The 20,307-nt window shown below is 47.3% G+C and carries 18 protein-coding genes; 7 read left to right on the forward strand and 11 right to left on the reverse strand.

The genetic code is table 11. The features are described from left to right. Nucleotides 1-45: 45 nt before the first annotated feature. Nucleotides 46-909, forward strand: coding sequence for an MBL fold metallo-hydrolase (locus tag A1OO_RS11890; RefSeq protein ID WP_016962464.1), 864 nt, complete (start codon nt 46-48; stop codon nt 907-909). An 82-nt stretch (nt 910-991) separates the two neighbouring features. Here A1OO_RS11890 and A1OO_RS11895 read toward each other — a convergent pair whose 3' ends face one another. Continuing rightward, nucleotides 992-1,558, reverse strand: a complete 567-nt coding sequence (locus A1OO_RS11895) for a pyridoxamine 5'-phosphate oxidase family protein (protein ID WP_016962463.1) — start codon at nt 1,556-1,558, stop codon at nt 992-994. Nucleotides 1,559-1,718: 160 nt separating this feature from the next. Between A1OO_RS11895 and A1OO_RS11900 the strand changes: the two genes are divergently transcribed. Together A1OO_RS11900 and A1OO_RS11905 are read left to right on the forward strand one after the other, a co-directional pair. Beyond that, complete coding sequence (locus A1OO_RS11900; RefSeq protein WP_026023832.1) at nt 1,719-2,924, forward strand: iron-containing alcohol dehydrogenase; 1,206 nt, start codon at nt 1,719-1,721, stop codon at nt 2,922-2,924. A 149-nt stretch (nt 2,925-3,073) separates the two neighbouring features. After that, nucleotides 3,074-4,474 carry a DEAD/DEAH box helicase gene (locus tag A1OO_RS11905; protein WP_016962460.1) on the forward strand — a complete coding sequence of 467 codons (1,401 nt, stop codon included), beginning with the start codon at nt 3,074-3,076 and terminating at the stop codon, nt 4,472-4,474. Nucleotides 4,475-4,586: 112 nt separating this feature from the next. Here the strand turns inward: A1OO_RS11905 and A1OO_RS11910 are convergent, their stop codons facing one another. The 3 genes from A1OO_RS11910 to A1OO_RS11920 form a co-directional block, all read right to left on the reverse strand. Next, nucleotides 4,587-5,978 (reverse strand): MATE family efflux transporter, encoded by a 1,392-nt coding sequence (locus A1OO_RS11910; RefSeq protein WP_017003166.1) that lies wholly within the window; start codon nt 5,976-5,978, stop codon nt 4,587-4,589. A gap of 95 nt (nt 5,979-6,073) precedes the next feature. Further along, nucleotides 6,074-6,742, reverse strand: a complete 669-nt coding sequence (locus A1OO_RS11915; protein ID WP_016962458.1) for an acyltransferase — start codon at nt 6,740-6,742, stop codon at nt 6,074-6,076. Between the two features lie 11 nt (nt 6,743-6,753). Continuing rightward, nucleotides 6,754-7,695: a glycosyltransferase gene (locus A1OO_RS11920; RefSeq protein WP_017003167.1), complete on the reverse strand. Its 942-nt coding sequence runs from the start codon at nt 7,693-7,695 to the stop codon at nt 6,754-6,756. Between the two features lie 674 nt (nt 7,696-8,369). On the opposite strand from A1OO_RS11920, the gene A1OO_RS11925 reads away from it, so the two are divergent. Continuing rightward, nucleotides 8,370-8,945 carry a hypothetical protein gene (locus A1OO_RS11925; protein ID WP_241819104.1) on the forward strand — a complete coding sequence of 192 codons (576 nt, stop codon included), beginning with the start codon at nt 8,370-8,372 and terminating at the stop codon, nt 8,943-8,945. Between the two features lie 307 nt (nt 8,946-9,252). Here A1OO_RS11925 and yegD read toward each other — a convergent pair whose 3' ends face one another. Then, nucleotides 9,253-10,605 (reverse strand): molecular chaperone, encoded by a 1,353-nt coding sequence (yegD, locus tag A1OO_RS11930; RefSeq protein ID WP_017003169.1) that lies wholly within the window; start codon nt 10,603-10,605, stop codon nt 9,253-9,255. A 554-nt stretch (nt 10,606-11,159) separates the two neighbouring features. On the opposite strand from yegD, the gene A1OO_RS11935 reads away from it, so the two are divergent. After that, nucleotides 11,160-11,906, forward strand: coding sequence for an HAD hydrolase-like protein (locus A1OO_RS11935; protein ID WP_017003170.1), 747 nt, complete (start codon nt 11,160-11,162; stop codon nt 11,904-11,906). 31 nt (nt 11,907-11,937) lie between these two features. On the opposite strand, the gene A1OO_RS11940 is transcribed toward A1OO_RS11935, so the two are convergent. Next, on the reverse strand, nt 11,938-13,413 hold the full coding sequence (locus tag A1OO_RS11940) for an FMN-binding glutamate synthase family protein (protein ID WP_017003171.1): 1,476 nt from the start codon (nt 13,411-13,413) through the stop codon (nt 11,938-11,940). Between the two features lie 243 nt (nt 13,414-13,656). Here A1OO_RS11940 and A1OO_RS11945 point away from each other — a divergent pair, with 243 nt between their 5' ends. After that, nucleotides 13,657-14,193, forward strand: coding sequence for a DUF924 family protein (locus A1OO_RS11945; RefSeq protein WP_016962452.1), 537 nt, complete (start codon nt 13,657-13,659; stop codon nt 14,191-14,193). 73 nt (nt 14,194-14,266) lie between these two features. Here the strand turns inward: A1OO_RS11945 and A1OO_RS11950 are convergent, their stop codons facing one another. From A1OO_RS11950 to A1OO_RS11965, 4 genes are all read right to left on the reverse strand, one after another. After that, entirely contained in the window at nt 14,267-15,133 is an 867-nt protein-coding gene (locus tag A1OO_RS11950; protein WP_016962451.1) for an ABC transporter permease, read from the reverse strand. Between the two features lie 4 nt (nt 15,134-15,137). After that, nucleotides 15,138-15,998: an ABC transporter permease gene (locus tag A1OO_RS11955; protein ID WP_016962450.1), complete on the reverse strand. Its 861-nt coding sequence runs from the start codon at nt 15,996-15,998 to the stop codon at nt 15,138-15,140. Between the two features lie 9 nt (nt 15,999-16,007). Then, a complete protein-coding gene (locus A1OO_RS11960) occupies nt 16,008-17,114 on the reverse strand; it encodes an ABC transporter ATP-binding protein (protein WP_016962449.1) in 1,107 nt (368 codons plus the stop codon). Between the two features lie 128 nt (nt 17,115-17,242). Next, nucleotides 17,243-18,307 carry an extracellular solute-binding protein gene (locus tag A1OO_RS11965; protein ID WP_017003172.1) on the reverse strand — a complete coding sequence of 355 codons (1,065 nt, stop codon included), beginning with the start codon at nt 18,305-18,307 and terminating at the stop codon, nt 17,243-17,245. A 551-nt stretch (nt 18,308-18,858) separates the two neighbouring features. On the opposite strand from A1OO_RS11965, the gene A1OO_RS11970 reads away from it, so the two are divergent. Further along, nucleotides 18,859-19,134: a DUF3081 family protein gene (locus A1OO_RS11970; protein ID WP_016962447.1), complete on the forward strand. Its 276-nt coding sequence runs from the start codon at nt 18,859-18,861 to the stop codon at nt 19,132-19,134. Between the two features lie 88 nt (nt 19,135-19,222). On the opposite strand, the gene A1OO_RS11975 is transcribed toward A1OO_RS11970, so the two are convergent. Next, nucleotides 19,223-20,290 carry an acyltransferase gene (locus A1OO_RS11975; protein ID WP_017003173.1) on the reverse strand — a complete coding sequence of 356 codons (1,068 nt, stop codon included), beginning with the start codon at nt 20,288-20,290 and terminating at the stop codon, nt 19,223-19,225. Between the last annotated feature and the right edge of the window lie 17 nt (nt 20,291-20,307).

Raw genomic sequence — 20,307 nt, forward strand, 5'->3', positions numbered from 1 at the left:
AGTCTCCGACAAGAAAATTAAAATACACTCTTTTGGAGAACAATGATGAAAACACGTATCGCACTTTTGACAACGCTACTTGCCGGTCAAACGTTCGCAGCTGACACGGCGCCATTGACACTGGATGTCTATCATGGCGATGAAAACAGCTTTTTGGTGACATCTACCCTAGTGTATGGAGAAACCGAAGCGGCACTGATCGACACTGGTTTTACTCGCGCTGATGCCCTACGCATCGCAGCTAAGGTGCTGGACTCAGGCAAAGAACTGAAAACCATTTTTATTAGTCAGGCAGATCCGGATTACTATTTCGGTGCAGAAGTGATTCATCAGTTCTTTCCCAATGCTGAGATCATCACAACGCCTGCTGTGAAGAAAGTGATTGAGAAGAAATTGGCTGGGAAAGTGGCATTTTGGGGGCCAAAAATGGGCGCCAATGCCCCTGTGAAACCAATTGTTCCAGAAGCGGTTACTGCCTCCTCATTCTCAGTGAATGGCACGCCGATCGAAATCAAGGGGACGGAAGGCGCACTGGCACACCGCCCATATTTATGGCTACCTGCTAACAAAGCGGTATTGGGTAACGTAGGTGTATTCGGTGACATGCATGGTTGGATGGCAGATACGCAAACAGACGCGGAACTGGCAGCGTGGACTGCTCAACTGAAAAAAATGCAGGCACTGAAACCTGAGGTGGTGGTACCAGGTCACATGGCAGCGGACACTTCTTTGAATGCCGACGCGATTGAGTATTCACTCTCATACATCACTGATTTTGTTGAAGCGAAAAAGAGCAGTAAAGACAGTAAAACATTGATTGAGAAAATGACCAAGTTATACCCTGACGCGGTAGAGCCGTCTTCGCTGGATCTTAGTGCGAAAGTGCACACTGGCGAAATGGCGTGGTAAGCCTCATTGGTTAAAATCACAATGAAAAAGGAGGCGTGATGTATTCACTCCTCCTTTTTATATTTTTATCAATCGTCGATTGTTATTCGTCGATCTTTAAGCCCGATTTCTCGGCGATCTGCGATTCAAAGCCGTCCAAGCTGGTTTGGTTTTTTTTGAGCCAGTATCTTTGAATACCGTGCTCGCCTTGTTTGGCTGACCATTTATCCAGTTCATCACGATCGCTTTCGTAACGAAAGAAGGGGACTGACATGCCGCATGATGCTTGCACCATATCGATATCAAGCAAGAAGATCTGTCGCGATGCGATGCTTTCAGGAAAAAGGACGCTGTAAATTGCCCACTCAGGATCATTGCGATGGATGGCTCGCGCAGTGCCATAGGCACGAAGGATCAAAGGAGCCCCTTCGAAAGCACAAAACATCACAGTCATGCGCGGGTCTTGTAAAACATGAGCGGCGGATTCATTGCCACTGCCCGTCAGGTTCAACCACGCCAGCGTTTTACTGTCGATCACACGCAGAGAATCGCCCCCTTTAGGCGACATATTCACCGTTCCGGTTGGTGCAGCAGTACCCACAAAATAGAGCTTTTGCTTTTCGATAAACGCGATCTGTTTTTCGTTGAGTGATTTGGTGGTCTGTCCCATGGTCTTCCTCTGACGGGTAGTGTTGGAAGCCATGAGTATATCAGCCGAAGAAATATTGACCACGCATCGTGATGAATCGCTGTTTTTGAAAGGAAAAAGCTAGATGCGACCCCGTCTGTTGCCTAGGCTGTTACTACCGTTCACCAGAGGTAGCATTACCATGGGGCAACCGTCGTTGTTTTTCTTTAAAGGCTATATGAAAGCGCTGAAGGTCGCGGCGAGGGTGATCTCTATCCCGCGCCCTACGTTGTTTACTGGCGCTGACAGTACCGAGCAATTGTGCGAAGCCATTGGGTTGATGAATCTCGGCAAGTTGCTGATAGTGACCGACCAGCCTTTAGTCGATGTGGGGATAGTCGATAAAGTGGAGGCGCATTTATCACGTTTTGGCGTGAGCTTTGTTCGCTATGCCAGTGTCACGCCTGATCCCACCTACCCCATGGCCGAAGAAGGTCGAGACATATATTTTCGCGAACAGTGCGCGGGCATTTTAGCGATTGGCGGTGGCTCGCCAATGGATTGCGCCAAAGTGATTGCTGCGCGTGTGACCAATAAAAAATCGATTCGAAAATTGGCCGGAATCTTGAGAGTGTGGCGAACACCTGCTCCATTGTTTGTTATTCCAACCACGGCAGGCACAGGTTCAGAGGTAACAGTTGCCGCGGTGATATCAGACCCATTTACCCATCAAAAAACGCCCTTGATGGATCCCAAGTTGGTCCCAATGATGGCTGCGCTCGATCCCGTTTTAATGACGGGGCTCCCACCGCATATTACCGCGGCAACAGGAATGGATGCGTTAACGCATGCAGTTGAAGCCTACTTGTCTGTGAACGCGACAACCGAAACCGACGGGTATGCCAATGCCGCAATAAAACTCATCAGTCAAAATCTTGTTTCCGCCTACAAAGATGGCCAGTCGCTGAAGGTGAGGCTCAATATGGCCATGGCGTCGTACTATGCTGGGCTGGCGTTCACCAAAGCCAGTTTGGGTTACACCCATGCGATTGCACATAATCTTGGTGCCAAATACGGTACACCTCATGGCCTCGCCAATGCTTTGGCGTTGCCTCATGTGTTGAGATTTTCATTGCCGAGCGCGACATCACGAATGGCTGATCTGGCGCACATGGCCGGGGTAGGTGATGCAACATGGGATGATGCGACCAATGCACATGCTTTTATTACCTATATAGTATCATTGCAAGACGCTTTATCGTTGCCAAAAACACTGGCGGAAATTCAAACGTCGGATGTGGCAATCATCGCCAAAAATGCTATTCAAGAGGCGAAGTGGAATTATCCCGTTCCACGCTATGCCACGCAAAAGGAATGCGAGCAAATGATAGAGAAAATCATGGCTTGAGTGATGCTTCAACATCGCCTTGCCAATGCGTAAATTGACCTGCACAGACATTGCTCTGCTTTTTGAACCACTCGTGCTAGAATGCGCGCCCTTTGTGGCGTTGCTATCTGCCATACTTGTTGTCTTTTCTTTTTACGCCGAGATTTCTCATGCCATTCTCTAAGCTGGGCTTAAGCCTGCCGATTGTTTCTGCCGTCACTGAACTTGGGTATGAAACCCCAACGCCGATCCAGGAAAAAGCCATTCCTGTGATTTTAAAAGGTAAGAACCTGCTAGCCGCAGCACAAACCGGTACGGGTAAAACAGCAGGCTTTGTATTGCCAATTCTTGAGATATTGAGCCGTGGTGAGACCCAGCGTAAAAAACGTGTACGTGCGTTAATCCTTGCACCAACACGTGAGTTGGCGGCACAGGTAGAAAAGAATGCAGAGCAGTACGCAAAGAACTTACCACTGACTACATTGGCTATGTATGGCGGTAAAGAAATCGCTGCACAGAAACAGCGTTTGATTGAAGGCGTCGATATTCTGGTTGCAACACCAGGCCGTTTGCTAGACATGTACGCGCAACGCGCCGTTCACTTCGACGAAATTGAAATTTTGGTTCTTGATGAAGCCGATCGCATGTTGGACATGGGCTTCATCGAGGATATCAACAAGATCATCGAGCGTTTGCCTGTTGATCGTCAGAACTTGCTGTTTTCCGCAACCTTGTCTGACAAAATCCGCATGCTGGCAAAAACTGCTGTGCCAAACCCCGTTGAACTTTCAACCGCGGATTCGCAAAGCAAGCCAGAGATTACGCAGTGGCTAACCACGGTTGATAAAGACAAAAAATCTGCGCTGTTGAGCCATTTGATCATCGAGCAGAAATGGGACCAAGCCCTGATCTTCTTAGAAACCAAACATGGCGCTGCCAAGTTGGTGGAACAGTTAGGTAAACGCGGTATTCCTGCCGAGTCATTCCACAGCGGTCGCAGCCAAGCGGTTCGTGAGCAGTTGTTGGAAGACTTTAAATCTGGTGCACTGAAATACTTAGTTGCAACGGGTGTTGCCTCTCGTGGTATTGATATCGAAGAGCTGACCCGAGTGGTTAACTACGATTTGCCATTCCCAGCTGACGACTACATTCACCGTATTGGTCGTACAGGGCGTGCAGGCGCGAAGGGTGAAGCGATCACTTTCTTGTCGAAAGACGATTTCAAAAACCTGTGCATGATTGAAAGCCGCTTAGGCCATTTGATTGAGCGTCGTGTTATTGAAGGGTTTGAACCACGTAATCCAGTGCCTATTTCAGTGCTGAACTTTAAGCCAAAGCACTTGGCGACAAAAAACAGTTCATCAAAGAGCAGCTCCCCGAAAAACCGTCAGCCTCGCAGCAACGCAGGACGTAGCGAAAACGCACGTTCAGATGGTCGTTCAAATGACAGCCGCTCGCGTCATGGTGCTGACAAATCTCGCAGTGACAAGCCTTCTGTAGCAAGTAACAATGATCGCTCAGGTCGCGGAAGCAGCCCTTGGGACAACGTGAAGCCGCGTTCTGGTCGATGAGCTAACATCTTCTCGCTGATGCCCCTGGTGAAACATTGATAGAGAGCCCGCTCATTGTAAGCGGGCTTTTTTATGGAATTTCCTGATAGCGCTCGGTTAGTTTAAGCCGATGTTAACTTAAGCTAGATGCCAAGTTCTTAACCCACTTTCCACTATTGAGTCGCCAGTAGCAAACCAGTGCTTTGAGTGTTTCTTCCACTATGATCAAACCAAACAAATACACGGGTGGGAACCCGAGTACATGAGTCAGCCAGAACGCACAAGGCAACAAGAAGACCCACTGTGCGAGCACATCAGTCACCAAGCAGAAATTGGCATCTCCACCTGCGCGAAGTACGCCCACTATGAGCATCATTGAGATGCTTTTGATCACCAAAGAGGCAGCCATGATATCGAACAGTGATGACGTGAGATATTCGGCTTCTGACGGTAAATCAGAATGGAAGAACAGTGAGAGCAACGGCGCTTCCAGCAACGACAAAATTACCGCTGTGACGATACCAATCACGCCACTGAATATGACGTGTCGACGAACGGCGAGTGGCAATTTTTCGTGCTCGTTTGCACCCACCAAGTTGCCCACTATAATCGAACCCGCTGTCGCCAAGCCAATAAGTAAAGACATCGCGAGCGCCTCCAAAGGTGCAAGTACGGACAACGCAACCAACAGGTTCGGATCGCTATAACCAAGGATCGCGTGGAAGGCGAATAGTCCCGCAGCCCAAACCACGCTATTTAACGCTGCGGTTGCAGAAAGACGTGCCACTAAAATGACATCTTGGCGGCGAAGGGCGTTGAAATGGTGAAGACGAAAATGAGTCAGAGGGTGTGTTTTAGCGCGCAAGTAAAGGTAAAGAGCGACACACTCAATCACTGCACTGAACACGGTTCCCAACGCCGCCCCTTTGATGCCCATCGCTGGAAAGCCAAAGTGACCGAAGATGAGTATCCAGTTGAAGACAAGGTTCAGCGCCACACCGATCAAGCTGATTTTTGTTGCGATACCAGGTTGGTGCATGGCGCGCAATCCACTGGCAATACTCGATGCATAAGCAAAACAAAAGAGACTGATCGCGATAGTTTGTAGGTAGTCAGACCCTTTACCAATGATGTCTGCAGATTGGCTTCCCAGTGACATTAATTGACTGGGGAAGAAGAACAATATAATGAAAAACAGCAGGGCGGTGCTAACACTCAGCAGCAAGGTAATGAACACCGTTGTGTGGAGCTTTCGCTGTCCGTCTTCGCTCTTCATGCCAAAGCACTGCGCGGCAATTTGACCGCCACCGATACTCAAACCAATAATGAAAAAGGTGATGATCATTTGTGCTTTTGCTGCAAGACCAATGGCAGCGATATCTAGCTCACTCAAAGAGCCTAACATCAGGGTATCGACGGTGCTTTTGCTCGAAAAAATAGCGGTTTGTAATGCGACGGGTAGTGCCAGCGCGATCAAGCTTTTGTAGCTTGATAGAGGCGCGATAAAACGGGCATATAAAGACATGAAACAATCCATGTTGGAGAGAACGAGCAGATCCTCCCGTTATTTTGAAGGCGTTCGTCTTCAGTTTGACGGAATAGGAGGATCTGCGAGTGAGGTTAAGGCGCGATGTCTAACTGTTTAACTATTTGAGCAGGGTTGCCCATGGCGATGCAGTTATCTGGCACATCTTGGTAGACAACACTGTTAGCACCGATCACTGCATTGTGTCCGATGGTGACACCTTTCAAAATAGTGACCCCCATACCGAGCCAAGCATTGTCTTTGATCGTGACCTTTGCACTTCGCGTTCGCGCGGCATCGTCATTACCCCAGCGCCCTGTGACAGGGTGACCGCTACTGTCCATGATGGTGACTTGTGGGCCAAACAGTACCTTGTCCCCAATCTCGACTTCTTGATATGAGACGACAGCCGTACCCTGCATCACGACACCCTTTCCGATGGTGATTTTTCCTGGTGGTTGGTCGTTAACTTGCACCACGGTTAGACGAACGGGGCGGTTTTCAAAAGCAAGGTTATCGTCTGAATAGATAACCGTGCCTTCACCCACAGTGATGGCATTGTTGAAACTGGCTTTGTCGATCAAAGAAAACTGCACATCACGCTGATAGTCGTCTGAGTCTCTCGCCAAAGTAAACGCAATGTGTGGTTCGCCAACAAAAGTCGCTTCCTTGTGGAAATTCATCTGATCGCGATAAACGGCCTTAGCATCCTCGATGGTCATGCCGTTTGAAACAGGGAAAATATTCTCGTAAACACAAGGCATAAACTGACTCCTTATGCTTCTACGGTGGTGTCGGGTGAGGCTTTACGCTTGGCGGTGTACAGCGAGTTGTCAGCCATTGGATAATTGGGGCTGGTTTTCATTACTTTGATCAACTTGTTGAGCGGTAAATCATTGATCTCATGATCTAGATTGTAATAACTGGTTTGCCAGATATTGTATTTGCTATGGATGAGTTCGGCGGCGCTTTTTGAGCTATCACTGGTGTCTTTGACTTCTTTCGGATGCGGCCAGTGAAAAGACGCCATGGATTTGTCGACGATGAACATGTTGTTGTTTCGGAACAGGCGTACACCTAAATCGACATCTTCACCACCCCAGCTGTTAAAGCGTTCATCAAACATACCGGCTTTGATTAATTCTTCGCGCTCAGCAGAAACGTGGCATGTCCAAAATAGATCGAAAGGCGCTGGCCAATCACTGATATTTTGGCCCAGGTCATCGTATTGTGATTGGCGAATATCATGCATGCCTTGCTTGTCTAACTCACGCAAAATAGCATCTACGTTATTAGGGCTAATAACCGATTCCATTTTCTTTACACCTTCTTCATCAAGATCGAAGCCGTAAACATAGCCAACAATAGCAATAGGGTGTGTAGAGACTTTGTGGCGGAACAAATGTTCTTCCAGTGCACCTGTCGCAAGCAACACGCCCGTGTCTAGGTAGACAACATATTTCCCTTCAGCAATTGCGGTGCCTACGTTTCTGGCTTTCCCGGCGCGAAAGCCTTTATCTTCCTGCCAGAAATATTTCACATTTAATTTTTTTGAAAAAGATTGAACAATGGCTTCAGAATCGTCGCAGCCACCATCATCAATAATAATGACCTCAAAGGAATCTGAAGGCAGTGTTTGTTCTGCCAACGCATTTAAAGTATGTGACAGCAATTCGCGACGATTGTAGGTGGGAATAACAACGCTTAATTCAATCATGTTCTAATTTCTCTTATTTTCTAGGCAACTGACAGGGAGGATAATAAGAGGTTAAATTTTTAAAGCAATGTCACACTTTGACAAATTCTGTCATTTATTGAAACAATTCCTGTGTTTAAGTCACTATAAATCAATTGGTTACAGAAAATTTGATTCATGTCTCATTTTTACAACAGTGCGACTCGAATCTCATTAAGTTTGTAACAAATGTAAAAAATTGAAATGTTAACTTTATGTGTCGTCACATTAACGAGGTGAGTGATTATGATGACCCCTTATGAACTTATGTATGGTTATTGCTTTGGAGATGAAAGTGTGAATACGGTTTTTATGTCGGAATATGTTATGTGTTCTAATGGAAAATAGCCTCATCGTTTTTTTCATGGGATATCAGTCTGGAAATGATGGGCTTACTGATTGAGGTGATGTTGTTGATGAATAGCATGGCTAAATAATTTTCCGTGTATTGATATCTGTTCTTTTTGAGTGTGTTTGAGAAGAAAGCATTGGGCGGGTGTTTATGCTAATAATGTTGGAATATTGGTGGCTTCTCAAAGTTATCCCTGAAAATTCATGTTGTGATGACACAATCAAACGTTGATTTAGAGACACTGACTTTGTTGATGTACGTGGCATTGAGGAACTGCATCGACACTAACCAGTAAGGAATGTATTTGAGACGAACAATTGGATCATTGACCGTGTTGCTACTGGTCGGTTGCTCTGGTATTTCATCCGATTGGATGGCGGTAAACGGAACGTTAGTCACGCAACAAGATGTTGAAGCGGTAGAGCGTCAATGTGACGTATCGCCTGCTCAGGCATCAACGGGGGGAACTGGTATTGACTACTGTATGCTCTCCTATGGGTTGATCCGGCAAGATGCGATGTATGACGCGGCTCCTTCATTTGTTAAAGCCGCTGAGATACGCATCAATCGTGATGTCCCCGTTATGGTCGATAATGGAACGAGGCTAGACTCGGTCTCGCAAGAGGGAGAAGGTCGTTTGCTGCGTCTTGACCATACAATTGTTGATGATGTGGTAGAAGACATTGATATTCAGTATTTTCGTCAGGTCGTGCCGCCGCTGGTGGTGAAAAACACCTGCAGGGCTCGGCAAGCAGTTATGTTGTTTGAAAATGATGTGGTGTTTCGCTATCGCTATTTTGACATGGTAGGCGAGTTTATTACGGAATTTGATGTAAAACTGTCTGATTGTGTCGCTGAGGTGCCGTCATTAATGGAATAGCGATGTGCTTTTCTGCGGTTAATCACTATCTTATCGATTAGAACTTTAGAAGTGTGCCGCACAAAATGGCTCTCTTCGCGCTATTTTCCCCTCTCTATGTAATAAATAACACTCCACTCAATAGTAGCTACTATGAGTGAGTGTTTTATCAGCAATCCACTGCCTTTTCTCGCTGATGTCAATCTGAGTGAAGTATCACCGATTGAACAATTCGTCCGCATTGACGAACACCTACCTGAACATGTCCCTATGATGGAGACAACTCAGGTAGGTGGATTTCTTTATGCCTTTCTGACATTGTCTTTTTTTACGCAAATCGCGCAGCAGCGTGGCGGGCAAGACCTGATGTTACAGAACCAAAATAGTCACCAGCGACGATAGGTACACCTGGTAACGTTGTTTCAAGCAACGCACGTAAAATCGGAGATCGCGCACTACCACCTGTCATGAAAATGGCATCAGGCTTGATTTGTGCTTGCGCCAATGCCTCGGTCACCAATTCGGTAATCTTAGTCACGGGTTTCACTATCGCATCTGCTAACTGTTCTGTGTTGATATCAACATTCAGTTGCTCACCAACCATGGGTAGCGTCACTTGCGTGGTAGGTTGCTCTGAAAGCAAAATCTTCGCTTCTTCTGCGCCACGAACGATTTGATAACCCAACGTTTCTCTATGCACGTTAATCAAACGTGCGATCTTTTCAGGTTCGCTGGCATCACGCATGAGTTGTTCTAGTACTTTGCGATTGGCAGAGGCATAGAAATCGGACTGAGCGACAACATTGTTGATTGCTATGGGATTCCAAAACTGTGTCACGGGCATATCAATACCGCGTTGCAGGGTTGAACCTTTGCCAAACAGCGGCATGAGTTGATCAAATGCCAAATGAATATCAAGGTCGTTCCCACCGACACGACACCCCGAGTGTCCCAGCAACGAAGCGTGGCGATCTTCTTGGTTCCTCCAGCTTGGACCCATCTGAATCAAGCTACAGTCTGTGGTGCCACCACCAATATCGACCACTAAAACAGTGCTGTCTTGTCTCAGTGTGCTTTCATATTCCAAACCTGCGGCAACGGGTTCAAATTGGAATAGCACGTCTTTAAATCCGGCGCGTTTGGCGGCGGCAGTAAGAATTGATTCTGCCTGTTGGTTGGCTTTTTCACCGCCGCTTCCTTGAAAGTTCACTGGGCGGCCAATCACAGCCTGCAAAATGTCATTCTGTAGATTGGCTTCTGCTTGTTGCTTGATGTTAGCCATCATTGCGCACACCAGATCTTCAAAGAAACTGACTTGCACATCGCGCAACCCCGTTGCTCCTAGAAAAGACTTTGGAGACTTAACGTAGTAAACCTCTTCAGGATCTTCTAAATAGGTCGCTAACGCTGAGCGACCAAAACGTAGATCACCCGGTTCGATATCAATCCCTTCTTCACGATTAAAAGCCACGGCACGGCGTAATAGTTGCTCACCGACCGGATCGTTGGGTTTGATTGAAAAATGACGCCAAAGATACTCGCTCACTGCTTCTCGCGTCGGCGCACAAAGGGTCGAGGGGATGAAAGGGCTGTCGCCTTCCAGAGGAAGGAGGCGCGGTACGCCATTCTCAATAACAGCCACAGAACAGTTTGCGGTTCCATAGTCGAAGCCGATAAACATGAAAACTCTCCTGCGTCAAAAAAGTCGGTCAGTTTACTCGAAAGAGAAATCATGACAAGCAAAGCTCATGATTTAATATCACTATATTTCATTCTTTGACTTTGATTTATTGAACAAATCTAAGCAAAAGCGTGTGGTGGGCGGTAGGAATGCATTAATAGGTCGCTAATAGCTATGAGACTTGAATGACTGATCCTAGTTTTGGGTGCGGCGCCAAGAGTTACAAAAATATGATAATAAAAATATCACTTATAAATCAATTGACTAGGTGGTTGATGTTTTACTGTCTAACAAAGATCAACGAGATAGATATCATGCGGTAAAACGATGTTACTAGCTTTTTCTGCGACTCTGCTAAATTAGAAAGACGACGTTATTTCACCTAACTGCTGCTCTCATGTTTCGCAGTCACAACGTCCTTGTTAACTCAATAGCTGTGCATTCAATAACACCTCGATGTCTTCAACCAGAAAGGGCTAACCCAAGCAGCGAACGCCTAACAGTCGCACTGGCGAACGTTACTCTCATACTAATCATCACATTTGGAGTGACCTATGTTGTCAGCAACACAGGTAAAAGCCGTTGTTTTTGAGTTAGATGGTATCTTGGTGGATACCGCAAACGACATTTGCCACGCGGCAGAGGAAATGTTGTCCGACTTGCGCTTACCGAGCTTGAGGTCGGAACATGTTCGCGATTGGATTGGAGATGGTTCAGATAAGTTGGTCCACCGTATTCTTTCTCGAAAGATTGATGGAATCGTACCTGACCCCGTGTTTCGTATCGGCAGTGCACTTTTTATGAAAGCCTACCAGCGCCGTAATCATGAGGGTGCGTCCTTGTTCGAGGGCGTTGAAGCTTGTCTTCACCAGCTGAGGCGACGAAAAATCCCCATGGCGGTTGTTACGAACCAAGCCACCGCACAAGCTAATGAGATTCTGACGGTGTTAGGTATTCGTAGTCACTTTTCACTGGTGTTAGGTCGAGACGCATTACAAGAGCCTAAACCTTCTGCTGATGGCTTGTTGGAAGCGGCGCTCTTGCTGCAACTCAAACCAGAGCAACTCTTGCTCGTTGGTGGGAGTGTGAATGATGTGAATGCTTCCAGAGCTGCTCATTGCTCTGTTGTTTGTGTTAGCCACGGCTATAATTATGGAATTGATATTCGCAAATCAGCGCCGGATATTGTGGTGGATTCTTTGGCGGAACTCCCTGTCTATTTGAATCAAAATAAACGGCGAACCACCAAGCCCCGATCGGTGAGAAAAGTGACCTCGAAGGCGGGAAAAGAGAAGCGCTAGATAGCGCTTCTTTTCTTTAAGCGGATGGATGTCATTCATCCAGCGACTGTGGCAACCCTCGATCGTTGATGAGTTGGGCGTGAAAGCGTTTTAGTTTTCTGGGCTCGGTGACACCGCAGGCGCGGGCAATCACACCCACTTCGTACATCAGGTTTGTTGCGTAGTGTGCAACACGCTCGGCTTTGTCGCTGACCACCAGACCTTTATGTAACTTTCGGTCATGGGTAGTGATGCCTGTTGGGCAGGTGTTTTTGTTGCATTGCAACGCCTGAATACAACCGAGTGAGAACATAAAACCACGCGCCGACGTGATAAAATCTGCCCCTATACACATTGCCCATGCGACCTCCGCTGGGTTCACCAATTTACCCGAAACAATCACTTTCACGCGTTGTTTGAGCCCATGACTCTCAAGTTTGTCAACAAGCATGGGCAAACTACGCTTAATCGGTAAGCCCATAAAGTCCATCAGCGACTGCGGCGCGGCACCTGTCCCTCCATCCGCGGAATCAAGGGTAATAAAGTCTGGCGCAGATGAGATACCACGGCTGTGAATAGTCAGCATTAACTCGTCAAGCCAGCCATAAGCGCCGAGTACCATTTTGAAGCCAACAGGTTTTCCTGTAACTTGGCGGATTCTATCTATCATATCCAGCAAGTCATCAACGCAACGGATGTCTTTGTGCCCATTCGGGCTAATGGAATCCTCTCCTTCGAGAATGCCTCGAATGGCTGCAATTTCAGCGCTGACTTTATTACCAGGTAAGATCCCGCCTTTGCCCGGTTTTGCGCCTTGACTCATTTTGATTTCAAACATGCGTACTTGTTGATGAGCCGCAATGGCTTTGAGCCTTTCGTCGCTCAGTTCACCGTTTTCATCACGCACTCCATATTTAGCCGTGCCAATTTGGAACACAATATCTGCACCTCCCTCAAGATGATACGGTGACAAACCGCCTTCGCCAGTGTTCATCCAGACACCCGCTTTTTTGGCACCTTTGGACAAGGAAAGCACGGCCGGCACACTGAGTGCGCCAAAACTCATGCCGGAGATGTTGAAAATGCTTGAAGTGGTGTAGGGGACGCGTGCAACCCCTTCACCAATAGTGACAGCACTGGCAGGCACTGCATCTTCAGACAGTGTTGGAAATGGGCAATTAAGAAAGATGACATCGCCGGGCTGATTCAATGGGCGTGTTGACCCAAACGCGACAGTGCTGTCGATGTTTTTGGCTGCGCGATACACCCAACTGCGCTGAGCCCGGTTAAAAGGGAGTTCATCGCGGTCTTGTGCGAAGAAATATTGGCGAAAAAATTCCCCCATATGTTCGAACCAATATCGAAAGCGTCCTACGACAGGATAGTTACGTCGTATTGCCTGCTTTGTTTGAGTGACATCACGGATGTAGAGGTAAATGATGCAGAGAAACAAGCAGCCCAGCAGGAAAATAAAGAGAGCGGCACTGATTTCCAAAAGGTGGGTTGCCCAACTTGCCATGACGTCCATGAGGTTTCCTTTTTCCATTTTGTTGCAGCTGATGAGTCGTTAGACCGGATTCACCAATCTATACTTTCCGTTAAATATCACAGACTCGTATTTGTGCTTCGTCGACGCGTTTTATACCTGATGATAAAAAAGGTATTGAGATGAAGTTTGCTTGGCGATATGACTGTCAAGAATCCCAAAAATTGTCACACAATCAGCGACGAAACCCGTTAAGTTATTGGAATCAGGGTAAAGGAGAATGACATGTTTAATCGTGTTCTTACGTTTTGGTTTGAAGAGCTAACGCCTAAAGATTGGTTCGTAAAAAATGCTGATTTAGATAAAGAAATTGAGCAACGTTTTTTGCCTGTGTTAGAAAGGGCTACACGATGTGAACTCGTGGATTGGCGTGACACAGCGAAGGGTCGTTTGGCCGAGATTATCGTGTTAGATCAGTTTTCACGGAATGTGTATCGCGATACGCCGTTGTCATTTGCGCAAGATCCGATGGCATTAGCGCTAGCACAAGAAGCCTTAAGTCTGGGTCTCGATAGAGAGTTGACGGAAGTTGAACGTCCTTTTTTGTACATGCCGTTCATGCACAGTGAGTCATTGGAAGTTCATAAAGAATCGGTACAACTCTTTGATAGCCTGGAAGAGAAAACCTGTTACGAGTTTGAGCTGAAACATAAAGTGATTATCGACCGTTTTGGCCGGTATCCGCACCGCAATATGATACTGGGTCGTGAGTCGACTCCAGAAGAAATCGAGTTTTTGAAACAACCAGGTTCAGGCTTTTAGGCTGTCGATTGCGGGTGTACGAAGGGGCTCCCGAGAGCGGGTTGCTCCCGGCCCCCTTCTTGTTGGTTGTTAGCTAGGTGTTGGTTTGATCGCCTCTGGATGATACCCAGATACTGGCGAGCGCCAACATGGCGGATGCGACCATGAGCAGTAAAGAGACGGCGTTAATGACGGGTGTTGAACCTTCTCGCAGGCGATCAAACATGGCAATGGTCAGCGGCGCGTCAGAGCCGACTAGCATCAGTGTCGTGTTGAAGTTCTCAAACGACATTAAAAACGCAATGATCCCTGCGCCAATCAATGCAGGACGCAAAAATGGTAAGGTGATAGTAAACACGGCTTCTGTTTTCGTGGCACCGAGATTCAGCGCAGCCTCTTCTAAGCTGATATCAAATTTGCGCAGTCTTGCCGCAATCACCAAGGTACAAATGGTGGTGATAAAGGCAAACTGACCCAGTACCACGAGCACCAGTCCCGGTCGCATCCACTCAATATCCCAGCCTATGCTGTCTTCAATGCCATTGGCGATGGTGCTGCTCATCAGCAGAATCGACACGCCTAAAATCACGCCAGGAATTACCAATGGCAATAAAAGCAGCACATAGCAGAACCCTTTGAAGCGAAATTCAAACCGCTCAAAAAGGAATGCGTTTGTGGTGGCGAAGGTCAGTGAACACAGGGTGACAGCGATGGCAACAAACAAGCTGACGCCAATGCCGTCCGTGAGTTCTCGGTCATGAAAAATGCCCACTTTAGGTTCGGACGTACCTGTAAACCAATCCATGGTGAACCCGTTCCACGGCAGGGAAGGGAACAAACTGTCGTTAAATGAGAACACGGCAACCACGACTAATGGCAGCATCAGAAAAAGGAAGAAAAGGGCAATGTATCCCTGATAAGCACGGGCGAAACGTTTATTGGTAGGCAATGAAGGGATCATGTTGTTACCCCATTGTCTTAACGAAGGATTGTCGAGTCAGCTTCAAGCCGCCCCAGACCATCAGTGATGACATGCCCAGCAGCAAAATGCCGAACGCAGAGCCTTGTTCCCAGTTGAAGCGAGTGATGAACTGGGTAAATATTTGTTCGGTAAACCACAGGCTGTCTTTTCCGCCCAGCAATGTTGGGGTGAGGTAATTACCTAACGTCAGCATGAAGACCACAATGCACCCAGCCACAATGCCGCTCATGGCATGGGGTATCACGACTTCTCGCATTACATCCCAACTGCTTCCGCCCAAATCATAGGCCGCTTCAATAAGACTGTTATCAAGGCTGTCTAGTGTGGTGACAAGGGGCACGACCATAAACAACATGGAGGTGTAGACCAACCCCACCATGATGGTCACATCGTTGTATAGTAGCTCAACGGGTTGATCAACAAGGCCAAGGGTTTGCAGTAAACCGCTCACTAACCCTGACTCGCGTAACAAGATCATCCAGCCGTAAGATCGCACCAATTCACTGACCCAAAATGGCAGTAAACAGGCGACAAACAGCAAGCTTTTAGCTTTTCCTTGGCACACCTTGGCAATATAAAAGGCGACTGGAAAGGCGATCACTAAGGTTAGGGCTGTTGCTAACAAGGACATCACCGCGGTGCGCATAAAGGTACGCCAGTAAAGAGGCTCACTGAAAAACGTGGCGTAGTTTTCGATACTCAGTACCTTCGCGCCACCGACCGCGCGGTCGTGAATCGAAATAGAAAACATCTGCATATGAGGCAAGATGATCAGCAGTGTCAGCCAAAGTAGAAAGGGCGTCAGCAGCAGAAACAGGGCAAGTCGGTTACCTCGTTCAATCATGGTGGAGTCCTATTTCTGTGAGGGTAGGCAGCGAGAAAACTGCGACTGCCAATGCACAAACAGTGCGTCGCCAGGACGTACATGACGAAACGCTTCGGTTTGCGGTAATTGAACGGAAAATTGCGTTTGGTGCTGTGGGCAATCGACCACCAATTGGCTGCGAGAACCGTCAAACAGGATCTCTTTCACTGCGACATCAAACCCGTTGTCGGCAGTCGCAGGCTTGGCGTCTGGAAAAGCAATGCTGATCGCTTCTGGACGCACAAACACATCAGAGCGTTGACCAATTGAAAGCGGGCTTCCCGCATTGGCCTGCATAATGTCACCGCCTTCGCCTTTCAAGGTAACCACGTTGCCATTGATGGCAGTGACGGTGCCCGTGCGTTGATTATTTTCGCCGACAAATTTGGCGACAAATGCGGTGGAAGGTGAATAGTAAAGGTCCTGCGGTGTGCCGAGTTGTTCAAACTGGCCGTTGTTCATTACGGCGACTTGGTCGGACATGACCAAGGCTTCTGATTGGTCGTGGGTGATGTAAACAAAGGTGGTACCAAATTCTTGTTGTAAGTGTTTCAGTTCCACTTTCATTTGTTCGCGCAGTTTTAAATCCAGCGCGCCGAGAGGTTCATCAAGCAAAAGTACGTCAGGGTTTAATACCAGACACCGCGCGATGGCTATACGCTGTTTTTGACCGCCAGAAAGCTGGGAAATCTGCTTTGGACCACTGCCAGAAAGTCCCACGCGCGCGAGCACTTCATCGATTTTCTTTTTAATTTCATGCGACGGCGTTTTGCGGCGGCGAAGCCCATAGCCAATGTTTTCAGCCACGGTCATGGTGGGGAAAAGGGCCAAATGCTGAAACACCATATTGACGGGGCGTCGATTTGGGCTGATATCGTTTACTCGTTTCCCTTTAATAAAAATGTCGCCATGACTGGCTTGCTCAAACCCGGCAAGCATTCTTAGCAGGGTGGTTTTTCCGCAACCTGATGGGCCGAGAATGGAGAAGAAGCTGCCGTTAGGCACGGTGAAATCAATGTTGTCTACGGCCGTGAAATCGGCGAAGGCTTTGGTCAATGCCCGGCATTCGAGATCCGGGATAGGGTGTTCTGTCATGAAAGTACCGCCAATTGGTTCAGACTAGGTCACAATATGGGTCAACAAAAACGACCAAAAACATGCGATAAAGAGTGTGATAGAAACGGCCTGTGCGGATCACAGGCCGTGATGGGAGACTAACGAGCTTAGTTTGCTGCTTTCACGCGATCGAGCACCAAGCCTTCCATTTCTTCTAAACCAGCAGGCACAGTTGGATACCATTTGATGTTATCGATGTCTGCTTGCGGGAAGCTGGTTTGGAACTGGGCTTTTGCGGTGTCGTTGACAAAATTATCTGCACCTTTAGACGCAGTAAAGTTGCCTGCTGACTCAGTGATTTTTGCGGCAACCTCAGGCTGGTTAACGAAGTTAATCCACTGGTAAGCGGCATCAACCGCTTTGGATTTTCTTGGAATCGCGAAGGTATCAATCCAGCCTAGCGCACCAGAAGCAGGGGCGACAAAATTGATGTCAGCATTGTCTCTGTTTACTTTCCATCCACCTGCATCCCACGCCATTGCACCAACCACTTCACCAGAACGCACAAGGTTGAGCAGCTCATCACCGCCTGACCAATACGCTTTCACGTTGGGTTTGCACTCGACCAGCTTCGCTTCTACTTTGTCCAAAATGGCTTTGTATTTAGCCGGATCGCTGTAGGCGGCAAACGGGTCTTCTCCCATGGCAAATGCGAAGCCTATTAAGGTTGGTCGCTTGAGGCGATAAGACACTTTGCCTTCGTACTGTTTATTACACAGATCGGTGTAATCTTTGATCATGCCTGCGTTTTTGGTGTTTATGACCAAGCCGCTGGTACCCCAAATGTGTGGTACACCATAAACCTCACCATCTAGTGCCGTGTTTTTCTTGGTGGCGTCTACCATGGAAGGGATCAACAGTGCCGTGTCGACCTTGCTCATATCGATAGGCTGATAGATACCAAAATCACGTTGTGCGCCGGTAATACGGTCCTGACTTGGTTGAACGAGATCAAAGCCTGAGCCGCGCGTTGCGCGCAGTTTTGAAATCATATCTTCATTGTTTGATTTGGTGACTTTGACTTCAATACCCGTTTCTTTCTCGAACTGGTCAATCACTTCTTGCGGTGCATACCCCCCCCACGTCAACAGGCGAAGGGTTTCAGCATTGACAGCTTGCGCAGAGAGCAATGTTCCTGCTGCAAGCGCAACAGTGAGTTTTAAGCTATTCATCTTTCGTTCCTTTTGATGGGGGACAGCGTAGGCATCATCCTTGCTGTTCGGAGCTAACTTGGCACGTCTGCTTCGAACGGTACGAATATCTTGTTACGTTTTTTTTACAAGTTAGTGAAATAGCTATGATCTAAAGCGGAAGAAATAACCAATAAGCGATCTCACATCTGTGAACGTAATCACGCGGTAGGGCCAACATTTATCTTTAATTATTAATTGGTTGACCGTGTCTTAGTAGCGATGCGTTTGATTTGAGAGTGAAAGGGGGTGATAAAATAAGGAAAGGTGGAATAGACATTGATTGACTTGAGTCATGCATCGGCTCCTGTCGGACATACCAGCATATTTTTGTGTGAGACGACCAAGCCAGATAGTCGCGCAACACTTGTATACTTAATCACATGGCGTAGCGTTACCGATCACTTTTCGGTGATCCTTGTTTTGCACACTCGTGTATTGAAAATCATACTCATGAACAGTGACATGCTCTTTGCTACCGAAATGCTGAAAGGAGTTTGTTTATTCCAAATGTAAGCAATAAGAGGTGCGTCATGAAAAATGAACTCAACATTGCCAAGTTGTTGGCGGCGTTCGAAGTGATTATGGAAAAAGGCGAAACGACTGAATTTGGTAAACGCTATCAAGGGGTTGAAGCATCAACTGACTATGATGGATATAACGTGTATTTGAAGGGCAATGGTGTTGAATTGCATATTGGATTTCACAACATTTATGATCTTAAGTATGACCAGGCTCATCTCAAGGACAGCTTTTTGAAGAAAATCGATAGTCTGCTTCAGGATACGCCCGCGGGTGATCATCGGTAAAAAAAGTCCGGACTCTGAAGTGACCCCGTAAAGTTGGACATTTCACTCTCCGGACTTTTTATCTTTAGCAGACGGCGAGTTTTATTAACTAGGCTGCTTTGGTGCGCGGGATCTGGTGAGGTTTACTGTTATTCATTTGGACTAGAAAGCGTGTGAAAGGCAGCTTTTCCAACAAGAAAACCAATCCAAATGAGAGTAAAACAGTCAATGGCGCGAGCAACATATCTTTAACAGGTCCTTCGATGGCGAAAGCGCCAAGGACGTTAAACAACACAATCATCACAACAAAGTGCGCCACATAAACGCCCAGAACACGCTGACTCAAAGCAAACGTCACGGGTGAATTCCCCCACGTTGGGTGATTGAGTAGCAGACTAAAAATACCGATGGCCATGATTGGCGTACCTAGCAAGAAGTCATGTGTTGCCATCCAAATATCGTATTGACTGAGCAATGCCCCTTCTGCCAAACATAATGACAACCCACCCAAGAACATTGCTACTGATACCTTTGTTGAAAATGTTATGTTTCGACGACGTAATTCGAAGCCCGCGACAACCATCAGCAAGCTAAAGAAGGGACCATTGCGGGTGAAAATTGGCGCCTCACCTTCCATGATGGGTTGATAGCTTCCCGCACCTAGGCCCCACATATAGAGACCGAGGGCCAATGGTACCATTAAGGATTGCTGCTTGAATCTGATGAGTAATGCAATGATGCCAAGGGCACAAAGTAACCCTGGAATGTACCAAAGATGAACCATGCCACCTTCAAATAACGTATTCAGGGGTGAGTCTAATAGAAAGTTCCAGTATCCAATACGAGCAGCTAGATAGCCTTCTGTCATCGCCACATCGAAACGAAATGGGATTAACAAATAGATAGCACTCCACGCTAACCAGATAGCCACCAGAGGTTTGGCATAATGTGAGAATGTCTTAGACGGTGCCTGAGTCAGTTTGGGCTGGGTAAAGTACCCCGTCAGCAAAAAGAAGAAAGGAACCGCAAAACGAGACAGTTGATTGATGACATCAGAGAGAATATTGATGTTCTGGCTGTAAGCGTCACCACGCAAAGGCCCAGCATGGATAATGACCACGGCAAATATTGCCAACAGGCGTCCCATCTCCAACGATGAAATACGGGCGGAAGACATACAAATTCCTTAGACGC

The sequence above is a fragment of the Enterovibrio norvegicus FF-33 genome (genome assembly GCF_000286835.2).
Classification (GTDB): Bacteria; Pseudomonadota; Gammaproteobacteria; order Enterobacterales; family Vibrionaceae; genus Enterovibrio; species Enterovibrio norvegicus_A.